General features: G+C 68.8%; 8 protein-coding genes. 3 read left to right on the top strand and 5 right to left on the bottom strand.

Going from position 1 to position 11,912, the window contains the following annotated elements; genetic code table 11:
• Window positions 1–184 precede the first annotated feature (184 nt).
• The gene (locus ACZ303_RS02210) at window positions 185–1,642 is read left to right on the top strand and encodes a CCA tRNA nucleotidyltransferase (protein ID WP_467334152.1); all 1,458 of its coding nucleotides are present in this window, start codon (window positions 185–187) and stop codon (window positions 1,640–1,642) included.
• Between the two features lie 124 nt (window positions 1,643–1,766).
• Here ACZ303_RS02210 and ACZ303_RS02205 read toward each other — a convergent pair whose 3' ends face one another.
• The 3 genes from ACZ303_RS02205 to ACZ303_RS02195 all read right to left on the bottom strand — a co-directional run bounded on the left by ACZ303_RS02205 (window position 1,767) and on the right by ACZ303_RS02195 (window position 4,912).
• A complete protein-coding gene (locus ACZ303_RS02205) occupies window positions 1,767–3,035 on the bottom strand; it encodes an MFS transporter (protein ID WP_467334150.1) in 1,269 nt (422 codons plus the stop codon).
• 76 nt (window positions 3,036–3,111) lie between these two features.
• Window positions 3,112–4,194, bottom strand: a complete 1,083-nt coding sequence (locus ACZ303_RS02200; RefSeq protein WP_467334148.1) for an inositol-3-phosphate synthase — start codon at window positions 4,192–4,194, stop codon at window positions 3,112–3,114.
• 49 nt (window positions 4,195–4,243) lie between these two features.
• Window positions 4,244–4,912 carry a PadR family transcriptional regulator gene (locus tag ACZ303_RS02195; RefSeq protein ID WP_467334146.1) on the bottom strand — a complete coding sequence of 223 codons (669 nt, stop codon included), beginning with the start codon at window positions 4,910–4,912 and terminating at the stop codon, window positions 4,244–4,246.
• A 360-nt stretch (window positions 4,913–5,272) separates the two neighbouring features.
• Between ACZ303_RS02195 and ACZ303_RS02190 the strand changes: the two genes are divergently transcribed.
• Together ACZ303_RS02190 and ACZ303_RS02185 are read left to right on the top strand one after the other, a co-directional pair.
• Window positions 5,273–7,894, top strand: a complete 2,622-nt coding sequence (locus tag ACZ303_RS02190) for a transglycosylase domain-containing protein (RefSeq protein ID WP_467334144.1) — start codon at window positions 5,273–5,275, stop codon at window positions 7,892–7,894.
• Between the two features lie 134 nt (window positions 7,895–8,028).
• Window positions 8,029–9,525: a glycosyltransferase family 87 protein gene (locus tag ACZ303_RS02185; protein ID WP_467334142.1), complete on the top strand. Its 1,497-nt coding sequence runs from the start codon at window positions 8,029–8,031 to the stop codon at window positions 9,523–9,525.
• A 32-nt stretch (window positions 9,526–9,557) separates the two neighbouring features.
• Here the strand turns inward: ACZ303_RS02185 and ACZ303_RS02180 are convergent, their stop codons facing one another.
• Complete coding sequence (locus ACZ303_RS02180; protein ID WP_467334140.1) at window positions 9,558–10,589, bottom strand: alanine racemase; 1,032 nt, start codon at window positions 10,587–10,589, stop codon at window positions 9,558–9,560.
• Between the two features lie 111 nt (window positions 10,590–10,700).
• Window positions 10,701–11,819 carry a lipid II:glycine glycyltransferase FemX gene (locus tag ACZ303_RS02175; RefSeq protein ID WP_467334138.1) on the bottom strand — a complete coding sequence of 373 codons (1,119 nt, stop codon included), beginning with the start codon at window positions 11,817–11,819 and terminating at the stop codon, window positions 10,701–10,703.
• Window positions 11,820–11,912 lie beyond the last annotated feature (93 nt).

The following is an 11,912-nucleotide window of genomic DNA, read 5'->3' as shown; positions in this document are numbered from 1 at the left end:
TCAGTGGTCGTCGGATGTGCGTCCACGAATGGTAACGAGGCCCGCTGTGACGAAGTGCCGCGGACCATTCCGCAAGATCACCGCCGTGGCCCGTTGTCCGGGCTGCGCCCGCTTTGTGCCTGCTGTCGCCATGCGACCGTAACGAGGAGGCCCCCGGGCGTGTGGCCACGTACCCTCTTCTGTTGTGCCGAACGCCAACAATGACAGCCTCACCCAGTCGTCGACGAACGAGCTCAGCAACGTGCAGCGCCGTGCTGTGAGCGAGCTCCTGAGGGTCTCCCCCGTCGCTGACGATCTCGCCCGCCGCTTCCAGGAGGCCGGGTTCACGCTTGCCCTGGTCGGCGGGTCGGTGCGGGATGCGCTGCTCGGCCGGCTCGGTAACGATCTGGACTTCACGACGGACGCCCGCCCGGACGACGTGCTGAAGATCGTGCGGCCGTGGGCCGACGCCGTCTGGGAGGTCGGTATCGCGTTCGGTACCGTCGGGTGCCGCAAGTCGGACTTCGACATCGAGGTCACGACATACCGGTCGGAGGCGTACGACCGGACCTCGCGCAAGCCGGAGGTCTCCTACGGCGAGTCCATCGAGGACGACCTCGTCCGTCGGGACTTCACCGTGAACGCGATGGCCGTCGCGCTCCCGGAGAAGGAGTTCATCGACCCGCACAACGGTCTGGAGGACCTGGCCGCGCGGATCCTTAGGACCCCCGGCACCCCGGAGGAGTCCTTCTCCGACGACCCGCTGCGCATGATGCGGGCCGCGCGCTTCGCCGCGCAGCTGGACTTCGAGGTCGCACCCGAGGTCGTCACCGCGATGACGGAGATGTCCGGCCGGCTGGAGATCGTCTCGACCGAGCGGGTGCGCGACGAGCTCAACAAGCTGATCCTCTCCGACCACCCCCGCGAGGGCCTCAAGCTCCTCGTCGACACCGGGCTCGCCGACCTCGTCCTGCCCGAGCTTCCGGCCCTGCGCCTGGAGCGTGACGAGCACCACCGGCACAAGGACGTCTACGAGCACACGCTCATCGTCCTGGAGCAGGCCATCGACCTCGAGGAGAACGGCCCCGACCTCGTGCTGCGCCTGGCGGCGCTGCTGCACGACATCGGCAAGCCGAAGACCCGTCGCTTCGAGAAGGACGGCCGGGTCTCCTTCCACCACCACGAGGTGGTGGGCGCGAAGATGACCAAGGCGCGGATGACCAAGCTCAAGTACTCCAATGAGCTGGTGAAGGACGTCTCGAAGCTGGTCGAGCTCCACCTGCGCTTCCACGGCTACGGCACGGGCGAGTGGACCGACTCGGCCGTACGCCGCTATGTGCGCGACGCCGGGCCGCTGCTGGACCGGCTGCACAAGCTGACGCGGTCGGACTGCACGACGCGGAACAAGCGCAAGGCGAACGCGCTCTCGCGTGCCTACGACGGCCTGGAGGAGCGCATCGCCAGGCTCCAGGAGCAGGAGGAGCTGGACTCGATCCGGCCGGACCTGGACGGCAACGAGATCATGGAGATTCTCGGGGTGGGCCCCGGCCCGCAGATCGGCAAGGCGTACAAGCACATGCTGGAGCTGCGGCTGGAAAACGGTCCGATGGAGCGCGACGCCGCCGTCGCCGCCCTCAAGGAGTGGTGGGCGGCGCAGGGCTGACTCGCCACGCCGCTGTTTCCGGTGGTTTCACGTGAAACATGAGCGGGTGGACGGTGCCGAGGGGCGGTGTTTCACGTGAAACACCGCCCCTCGGCACCATCCGGTGAAGCCGCGGACGACCTGCTCACCGGCGGCGGAAGCAGGCCAGGGCGGCAGCGGTCGCCGCGTAGATCAGGGCGACCGTCACCACCAGCACGGCCGACCGGCCGTCGGGCGGCAGCATCAGAGCCGCCACCCCTGCCGCGCCCACGAAGGCGACGTTGAACAGGACGTCGTAGAGGGAGAAGATCCGGCCGCGGAAGCGGTCGTCGATCGTCGACTGGACCACCGTGTCGGTGGTGATCTTCGCGCCCTGAGTGATGAGGCCCAGGACGAAGGCGGCGACCAGCATGGGGACGCGCTCGAAGGGGAGACCCAGGGCGGGCTCCAGGATCGCCGCCAGCGCCGCGCAGGCCAGCATCCAGCCCCGGCGCCCCAGCCAGGACACCGCCCACGGCGTGACCACGGCCGCTGCGAAGAACCCGGCCCCCGAGACGACGACGGCCAGACCGAGGAGGGCCAGCCCGTCGGCCTCGGTGCGGGTCCACGCGTACCGGCAGAGCATCAGCACCGTGATCGTCAACGCGCCGTAGCAGAAGCGCATCAGCGTCATGGCGGCCAGCGCGCGAGCCGCGACGCCGCGCTCCGCGAGGTGCCGCAACCCCTCGGCCAGGCCGCTCACCGTGGCGGCGAGGGTCGTTGCCAGGGGCGCCCTCGGTGCGGAGGTGTCCGGGCCCAGGAGGCCGACGGGCATCGTCAGGGAACAGAGGGCGGCGCACAGATAGAGGGCCGCTCCCACCAGGACGACCAGAGCGTCGGCGCCGGTGCCCTCAGGGGCCACGAGGCGGACGGCGAGGGCGAGACCGCCGCCCGCGGTGGCCGCCAGAGTGCCCGCTGTCGGGGAGAGGGAGTTCGCCATGACCAGGCGCTCGCGGGAATCGACCACGCGGGGCAGGGAGGCGGAGAGGCCGGCGAGCACGAAGCGGTTGACGGCGGTGACCGACAGGGCGGAGGCGTAGAAGAGCCAGTCGGGGGGCCGGGCGACGATGAGCAGGGCGGTGACCGTGGCCAGCGCCGTACGCAGCAGATTGCCGTGGAGCAGCACCTGGCGGCGGCGCCGGCGGTCCAGCAGCACGCCGGCGAACGGGCCCAGGAGCGAGTAGGGCAGCAGCAGGACGGCCATGGCGGAGGCGATGGCGGCGGGGGAAGCCTGCTTCTCGGGGGAGAAGACGACATAAGCGGCCAGGGCGACCTGGTAGACGCCGTCGGCGGCCTGGGAGAACAGGCGGACGGCGAGCAGGCGGCGGAAATCGCGCAGCCGGAGAAGGACGCGGAGATCGCGTACAACAGGCATGGCGCCCAGCCTCACACAACGCATGGGCCCCCGGGCGGATAACCCGGGGGCCCATGATCAAGGCGTGCCGACGCGCTTAGCGCTCGACCTCGCCCGCGATGAACTTCTCGACGTTCTCACGGGCCTCGTCGTCGAAGTACTGCACCGGCGGCGACTTCATGAAGTACGAGGAAGCGGAGAGGATCGGGCCACCGATGCCGCGGTCCTTCGCGATCTTCGCGGCGCGCACGGCGTCGATGATGACACCGGCGGAGTTCGGGGAGTCCCAGACCTCGAGCTTGTACTCCAGGTTCAGCGGGACGTCACCGAACGCGCGGCCCTCGAGGCGCACGTAGGCCCACTTGCGGTCGTCGAGCCAGGCCACGTAGTCGGACGGGCCGATGTGGACGTTGTCCTCGCCCAGCTCGCGGTCGCGGATCTGGGAGGTGACGGCCTGCGTCTTGGAGATCTTCTTGGACTCCAGGCGCTCACGCTCGAGCATGTTCTTGAAGTCCATGTTGCCGCCGACGTTCAGCTGCATCGTGCGGTCCAGGATGACGCCCCGGTCCTCGAACAGCTTGGCCATCACGCGGTGCGTGATCGTGGCGCCGACCTGCGACTTGATGTCGTCGCCGACGATCGGGACGCCCGCCTCGGTGAACTTGTCCGCCCACTCCTTGGTACCGGCGATGAAGACCGGAAGAGCGTTGACGAACGCGACCTTGGCGTCGATGGCGCACTGCGCGTAGAACTTCGCGGCGGCCTCGGAACCCACGGGCAGGTAGCAGACCAGGACGTCGACCTGCTTGTCCTTGAGGGTCTGGACGATGTCGACCGGAGCCTCGGCGGACTCCTCGATGGTCTGGCGGTAGTACTTGCCCAGGCCGTCGAGGGTGTGGCCGCGCTGGACGGTGACGCCCGAGGACGGCACGTCGCAGATCTTGATGGTGTTGTTCTCGCTGGCGCCGATGGCGTCGGCGAGGTCGAGACCGACCTTCTTGGCATCGACGTCGAAGGCAGCCACGAATTCCACGTCACGCACGTGGTACTCGCCGAACTGCACGTGCATCAGACCCGGCACGCGGCCGTTCGGGTCGGCGTCCTTGTAATACTCGACGCCCTGCACCAGCGAGGCGGCGCAGTTGCCCACGCCGACGATGGCTACGCGAACCGAACCCATTCCGGTTGCTCCCTGTTTGTACTCGACGAAACCCTGCGGAGTGCAGGGCTCACTTGGCGGTGTCGTCGGACGGATCCGTCCGGGAACTACCCCGGTCACGGGGGGTGCCGCCCGATTCTCCTGATGTGTCCTGCTGCGCGGAGGCGGTGCGCATGTCGCGCCCCGTCCGCTCGCTCTCGATCAGCTCGTTCAGCCAGCGGACCTCGCGCTCCACCGACTCCATGCCGTGCCGCTGCAGTTCGAGCGTGTAGTCGTCCAGCCGCTCGCGGGTACGGGCCAGGGAGGCGCGCATCTTCTCCAGACGCTCCTCCAGCCGGCTGCGGCGGCCTTCCAGCACCCGCATCCGTACGTCCCGCGAGGTCTGCCCGAAGAACGCGAAGCGGGCGGCGAAGTGCTCGTCCTCCCACGCGTCCGGGCCGGTGTGGGCGAGCAGCTCCTCGAAGTGCTCCTTGCCTTCCGCGGTCAGGCGATAGACGATCTTCGCCCGCCGTCCGGCGAGCGACGCCGCGCGGGCGTCCTCCGGAGCACTGCCCGGCTCCTCGATCAACCAACCGTTGGCGACGAGAGTCTTCAAGCAGGGATAGAGGGTGCCGTAGCTGAACGCGCGGAACACCCCGAGCGAGGTGTTGAGGCGTTTCCGCAGCTCGTAGCCGTGCATCGGGGACTCGCGGAGCAGGCCCAGGACGGCGAACTCGAGGATGCCGGAGCGTCTGCTCATGTGTCGCCTCCTTGGTCCCTTAGGTCCCGTATGCCGAGCTGATGTATCGACTCGATACATCCAGACGATAGAACGACCACCCGGTTGCGACAAGAGGGGGCACGGTGAACGAGGTCACATCACCGATTCGTGGGACACAACCTGCCTGATTTGGAGTGAAGATCCCCAGTGGGTGCGATTTGGCCGTGCGTAGTCTGTGCGCCATGCAGACCACCGGGAACCGAGTGACGCCATCAGGCGTCCTCGTCCTGGATGCAGTGCGCCCGGTTGCTCAGGGGGGCGGCCGGACAGCGCATCGGGGGGAACGCAAGCCACCTGCCGCTTCCAGGCGATAGCGCCTGCCCGAGGAGTAGTCGTTCGATGAGCGAGCACCGCCGCAAGCCGCCGCAGCCTCAGGGCGGCGGACGCGCCGCGGCCAGGCGCGCGGCACAGCCGACGCCCGGCCGCCGTGCGGCACCGTCCAGCAGTTCCGCCACGCCGGATTCCGGTGGAGGCACTCAGCATGGCAGCCGGGCCGATGCCCGGCGCTCCACCCCGTCCGGCCCGGCCGGCGGGCGCAGACGCCCGGGCGATCCGGGCTCCGGAGGAGGGCGCGGACGCGGCGGGCGTCCGGGGAAGAAGCGCTTCATCGACTACCCGCGCGCGGGCAAGGACGGGGTGAAGCGCTGGCTGCCCTCGTGGAAGCTCGTCCTCGGGGCGTGCTTCACGTTCATAGGGCTGATCCTGGGCACCGTCGGCGTCGCGCTGGCCGTGGTGCAGGTGCCGGACGCGCAGAAGGCCGCCGAGGTCCAGAAGAACGTCTATTACTGGTCGGACGGCAAGCAGATGGTCGTCGCCGGTGGCGGCTCCCTCAACCGGCAGATCGTGCCCCTGGAGAAGATTCCCAAGGGCATGCAGGAAGCGGTGATCTCTGCCGAGAACGCCAGCTTCGAGGACGACTGGGGCGTGGACCCGATGGGTATCGCGCGAGCGGTCGTGAAGATGGCGCAGGGCGGTGAGACCCAGAGTGGTTCCACCATCACCCAGCAGTTCGTGAAGAACACCTATCTCAGCCAGGAACAGACGCTCAAGCGCAAGGCGACGGAGCTGCTCATCTCCATAAAGGTGGGCGCCACCAAGGACAAGGACGAGATCCTTGCGGGCTATCTGAACACCGCCTATTACGGGCGTGGCGCGTACGGCATCCAGGCCGCCGCGCGGGCGTATTACGACAAGGACTGCACGCAGCTGACGCCCAGTGAGGGCGCCTTCCTGGCCGCTACGTTGAACGGCCCGAATCTCTACGACCCCTATGGTGGTCAGGGCCCCGCGGCGACCGCGGAGAAGAACACCAAGCGGGCCATGGATCGCTGGAAGTGGACACTCGACCGTGAGGTCGAGGTCGGCCGTATGCAGTCGTCGGATCGCGACAGCTGGGTGCAGAAGGGCTTCCCGAAGCCTCAGCGACCCAAGCCCGCGACCAACCGCGCGGGTCAGATCGGCTATCTCACCGACCTCGCCGACAACTACATCGTCGCCCACTCCACGATCAGCAAGAGTCAGCTGGACCACGGCGGATATCAGATCCATACGACTTTCGACCGGGACAAGGTCAACGCCCTGTCGAAGGCGGTCGAGGACGTGCGCAAGGCCAATATCAAGCCCGACGTGCGCGACCGCGACAAGTTCGTGCAGTTCGGCGGGGCCTCCGTGGAGCCGAAGACCGGCAAGATCGTCGCCATTTACGGCGGTGAGAACGCCCTGGAGCACTACACCAACAACGCCGACTACACCGGTGTGCAGGTCGGCTCGACCTTCAAGCCGTTCGTCCTCGCCGCCGCCATGACGCACGGCAAGCGGGACCCCCGCCTTGGCGCCCAGCAGAGCGACAGCCAGCGCACGCTCGTCTCGCCGGAGAGCATCTACGACGGCAACAACAAGGTGACGCTGAGGAATTACAACGGGTCGGTCTGGCGCGACGACAACGGCGGCGGCGAATGGCACCAGGCGAACGACGGTGACGAGGACAGGGGGCCCATCACCCTCCGCACCGCCATGCAGTTTTCGGTGAACACGCCCTACATCCAGCTCGGCATGGACGTCGGCACCGATCTGGTGAAGGAGGCCGCGCTCAAGGCCGGTCTGGACAAGGACCAGCTCGCGTCGACCACCCCGACGTTCTCGCTCGGCACATCGGCGCCCAGCGCGATCCGGCTGGCGGGCTCGTACGCGACCTTCGCGGCCGGCGGCAAGCAGATCGACCCGTATTCGGTCGAGAAGGTGGAGAAGGACGGCAAGCCGGCTTACACGCACGAGATGAAGAGCTCGCCGGCGTTCTCCGCGAAGGTCGCCAACAACGTCACCGACGTGCTGAAGACCGTGGTGGAGTCGGGTACGGGTACGCACGCGCAGCTCGGCGACCGGCCGGTGGCGGGCAAGACGGGTACGACCGACGGAAACCGCTCGGCCTGGTTCGCGGGCTATACCCCCCAGCTGTCGACCGCGATCGGGATGTACCGGGTCGACCCCAACGCCAAGAAGCAGGAGTTCCTGTCCCTGCGCGGTGTGGGCGGTCAGGCGACCATTCACGGTGCCTCGTACCCCTCGGACATCTTCGCCGACTACATGGGCAAGGCGCTCAAGGGCCAGCCGATCGAGCAGTTCGATCCGGCCCAGCCGATCGGTGAGAAGGTCTACGGCGACGGCGCGAGCCCCTCGCCGAGCGCGGTGCCTTCCGCGACGCCGTCGGCGAAGCCGTCCACGTCCCCGTCGGCGTCCCCGTCGAAGCCTGCCTCGCCGAGCCCGTCGGCGAGCAGGTCCTGTCACCCGCTGGACCGCCGGTGCCAGCAGAACGGCAACGGCGGCGGTACGAACGGCGGCATGACGGGTGGACCGGGCGGTATCGGCGGGTCCGGCGGTGGCGACCCGGGCACGTCGCCGTCGCCCGAGCCGAGCCGCGGGCGGCCCGGCGGCGGTGGGCTGTTCGGGGGTCCCAGCGGCTGACCTGCTGAGTCACCGGGCCGGGCCAACTGCCTGAGCCATTCGAATCGAGGGCCGTCCCGCGTTCGCGTGAGGCGGCCCTCGAGGTTATCCACAGGCTCGGACGGCGCACAGGCGGGTACGGCAGGATGGTCGCCATGAGGAGCGTGCGGGACGACCAGCTTGTACGGCCCACCGTCGAGGACGAGGTGGCCGCCGCCGGCAGCGAGCTCATCGGCGGGCCGGCGGGGCGGCGAGCCCTGCCCGGCCGGGGCTGGTGGACGCCCGTGCGGGTGATCGCGCTCGTGGCGATCGGCATGTTCGCGTTCGGGATGGTGCAGAAGCTCCCCTGCTACAACTACGGCTGGTTCTTCGGAGCCACCACGCAGTACACCCACGCCTGCTACTCCGACATCCCGCATCTGTACAGCGGTCGCGGCTTCGACGCGGGGCTGATCCCGTACTTCGACCGGATCCCGCAGTCGCTGTCGGGCGGCATGGACTACCTGGAGTACCCGGTCCTCACCGGCCTGTTCATGGAGGTCGCCGCCCGGCTCACCCTGGGCGGCGGGACGCTCCAGCATCGCGAGCAGCTCAACTGGCTCGTCAACGCCGGGATGCTGATGGCCTGCACGGCGGTCGTCGCGGTCTGCGTGGCCCGTACGCACCGCCGCCGCCCCTGGGACGCCCTGCTGGTCGCCCTGGCCCCCGCCTCCGCCCTGACGGCCACCGTCAACTGGGACCTCTTCGCGGTCGCCCTGACGGCCGCCGCGATGCTCATGTGGTCACGGAGGCGGACCGCCCTGGCGGGGGCCCTGATCGGGCTCGCGGCCGCCGCGAAGCTCTATCCGGTGCTGCTGCTGGGGCCGCTGCTGATCCTGTGCTGGCGGGCCGGGCGCATGAAGGCGTTCCGTACCGCCGCGCTGTCCGCCGTCGTGGCCTGGCTGGTGGTGAACGCCCCGGTGATGATCAGGCATGACGGCACGGGCTTCCATATCCGCGAGGGCTGGGCGAAGTTCTACACCTTCAGCCAGGAGCGCCCGATCGACTTCGGCTCGGTGTGGCTCCTGATCTCCCAGCGCACCGGAAATCCCCTGGAGAACGCCAACACCTATGTGACGGTGCTGATGATCCTGGGCTGCTTGGCCATAGGGGCGCTCGGTCTCTACGCGCCCAGGCGCCCGCGCTTCGCCCAGTTGACCTTCCTGGTGGTGGCGCTGTTCATCCTCACCAACAAGGTCTACTCACCGCAGTACGTGCTCTGGCTCGTCCCGCTCGCGGCGCTGGCCCGCCCCAAGTGGCGCGATTTCTTCATCTGGCAGCTGTGCGAGGGGCTGTACTTCTTCGGCATCTGGTCCCACCTGGCCTACACCGGAAGCGGCGACAAGCACCAGGGGCTGCCCACGGAGGGCTATCAACTGGCCATCATCCTGCACCTGCTGGGGACGCTGTATCTCTGCGCGGTCGTCGTCCGCGACATCCTCATGCCCGAGCGGGACGTCGTCCGCCGGGACGGTTCGGACGACCCCTCCGGAGGCGTCCTGGACGGGACGCCGGACATATTCGCCCTCGGCTCCGCGCGCCCGGTACGGCACGCGGAGCACACCGACGGCATGAGTGTCCGATGGGGGACCGAGAACCGCCCGCTGACGTAGCGGCTCTCCGGCCCCGTACCCGAGGGGGTGGGTCAGTGGTCGAGCAGACGGTCGAACTGAGTGGTGGTGTTGCGCAGATGCGCCACCAGCTCGTCGCCGACCTGAGGGGGCGCGACGTCGCCCGGCACGAAGAGGATCGAGACCTGCATGTGCGGGGGCTCGGCGAACCAGCGCTGCTTGCCCGCCCAGACGAAGGGCGAGAGGTTGCGGTTCATGGTCGCCAGGCCCGCGCGGGCCACGCCCTTGGCGCGCGGCATCATGCCGTGCAGCGCCTTGGGAGCCTCCAGACCGACGCCGTGCGAGGTGCCGCCGGCCACCACGACGAGGTAGCCGTCACCGGCGGCCTTCTGCTGGCGGTAGCCGAAGCGGTCGCCCTTGGAGACGCGGGTGACGTCCAGGACCGCGCCGCGGTACTGGGTGGCGTCGGGGTCGCCGAGCCACAGCCGCGTGCCGATGCGGGCGCGGAAGTGGGTGTGCGGGTACTGCTGCTGGAGACGGGCGAGTTCGTCGGACCGCAGGTGGCTGACGAACATGGTGTGCAGCGGCAGCCGGGCGTTGTGCAGCAGCTCCATCCAGTTGCTGACCTCCTGGACGGCGTCGGAGCCGTCGGTGCGGTCCAGCGGGAGGTGAATCGCGAAGCCCTCCAGGCGCACGTCCTCGATGGCGGCGTGCAGCTTGGGGAGGTCCTCCTCGCTGATGCCGTGCCGCTTCATGCTGCTCATGACCTCGACGACGACGCGGGCGCCGACCAGGCCGCGTACGCCCTCGACCGAGGAGACCGAGCGGATGGCGCGGTCGGGCAGCGGCACCGGCTCCTCACCCAGCCGGAAGGGGGTGAGCACGAGCAGGTCGCCGCTGAAGAAGTCCTTGATCCGGGCCGCTTCGTAGGTCGTGCCGACCGCGAGGATGTCCGAGCCGAAGCGCGCAGCCTCGTCGGACAGCCGCTCATGGCCGAAGCCGTAGCCGTTGCCCTTGCAGACCGGGACGATCCCCGGGAACTGCTGGAGGATGTTCTGCTGGTGTGCCCGCCAGCGCGCGGTGTCGACGTAGAGCGTGAGCGCCATGGCCGGTCCCGGAACCTTTCCCTGTGCCTGCTGGGTGATGTGGTCGGATGCCTGACGGCATCGGATCGTGGACGTACGGAAGCGTCGGAGACGCCGCACGGGGATGCGGGATCAGCGACGCGACATGTACATATCCAGAGCCTTGTGGAGCAGCTTGTTGAGCGGGAAGTCCCACTCACCGAGGTACTCGGCCGCCTGCCCGCCCGTGCCGACCTTGAACTGGATCAGGCCGAAGAGGTGGTCGCTCTCGTCGAGGGAGTCACCGATGCCGCGCAGGTCGTAGACGCTCGCGCCCAGGGCGTAGGCGTCGCGCAGCATCCGCCACTGCATGGCGTTCGACGGGCGGACCTCGCGCTTGTGGTTGGCGGAGGCGCCGTAGGAGTACCAGACGTGCCCGCCGACGATCAGCATCGTCGCGGCGGCGACGGCCTCGCCCTCGTGCACGGCGAAGTACAGCCGCATGCGGTTGGGGTCCTCGGTGTTGAGGGCCGACCACATGCGCTGGAAGTAGCTCAGCGGGCGCGGACGGAACTTGTCACGCTCGGCGGTGATCTCGTAGAGGTGCTGCCAGGTGGGCAGGTCCTCGTAGCCGCCCTGGACGACCTCGACGCCGGCCTTCTCGGCCTTCTTGATGTTGCGGCGCCAGAGCTGGTTGAAGCCCTTGTGGACGTCTTCGAGGGACCGGTTCGACAGCGGCACCTGGAAGACGTAGCGCGGCTGTACGTCACCGAAGCCGGCGCCGCCGTCCTCGCCCTGCTGCCAGCCCATCCGGCGCAGCTGGTCGGCGACCTCGAAGGCGCGCGGCTCGATGTGGGTGGCCTCGATGTCGCGCAGGCGCTTGACGTCGGGGTCGGCGATGCCGGCCTTGATCGCGTTGGAGTCCCAGCGCCGGATCACGACGGGCGGGCCCATCTTCACGGAGAAGGCGCCCTGCTGCTTGAGATGGGCCAGCATCGGCCGCATCCAGTCGTCGAGGTTCGGCGAGAACCAGTTGATGACCGGGCCCTCGGGCAGGTAGGCCAGGTAACGCTTGATCTTGGGGAGCTGGCGGTAGAGCACCAGGCCCGCGCCGACCAGCTGGCCGTTCTTGTCGAACCAGCCCAGGTTCTCCGAGCGCCACTCGGCCTTCACATCCGCCCACGCCGGCACCTGCATGTGACTGGCCGCGGGCAGGCTCTGGATGTACGCCAGATGCTGCTCTCGGCTGATTGTCCTCAGGGTCAGGGTCATGCGGGGCGCTCCTCGGCAGGTGTGTCCCCAGGGTCGGGGCTCCGGCTCTCGCGCCGAAGCCTACTGCGACGGGGGAGCGGCCCGACTGGGCGT

The sequence above is a fragment of the Streptomyces sp. NPDC023527 genome (assembly GCF_055560115.1).
Note: the sequence above shows the minus strand (reverse complement) of the source record. Positions and strands in the feature narration are given on the sequence as shown.

What these genes read in the sequence shown, in the direction of transcription:
- ACZ303_RS02205 (WP_467334150.1), bottom strand. Translation starts at nt 3,035, where the DNA reads ATGCCTGTTGTACGCGATCTCCGCGTCCTTCTCCGGCTGCGCGATTTC.
- ACZ303_RS02185 (WP_467334142.1), top strand. Translation starts at nt 8,029, where the DNA reads ATGAGGAGCGTGCGGGACGACCAGCTTGTACGGCCCACCGTCGAGGAC.
- ACZ303_RS02200 (WP_467334148.1), bottom strand. Translation starts at nt 4,194, where the DNA reads ATGGGTTCGGTTCGCGTAGCCATCGTCGGCGTGGGCAACTGCGCCGCC.
- ACZ303_RS02195 (WP_467334146.1), bottom strand. Translation starts at nt 4,912, where the DNA reads ATGAGCAGACGCTCCGGCATCCTCGAGTTCGCCGTCCTGGGCCTGCTC.
- ACZ303_RS02180 (WP_467334140.1), bottom strand. Translation starts at nt 10,589, where the DNA reads ATGGCGCTCACGCTCTACGTCGACACCGCGCGCTGGCGGGCACACCAG.
- ACZ303_RS02190 (WP_467334144.1), top strand. Translation starts at nt 5,273, where the DNA reads ATGAGCGAGCACCGCCGCAAGCCGCCGCAGCCTCAGGGCGGCGGACGC.
- ACZ303_RS02175 (WP_467334138.1), bottom strand. Translation starts at nt 11,819, where the DNA reads ATGACCCTGACCCTGAGGACAATCAGCCGAGAGCAGCATCTGGCGTAC.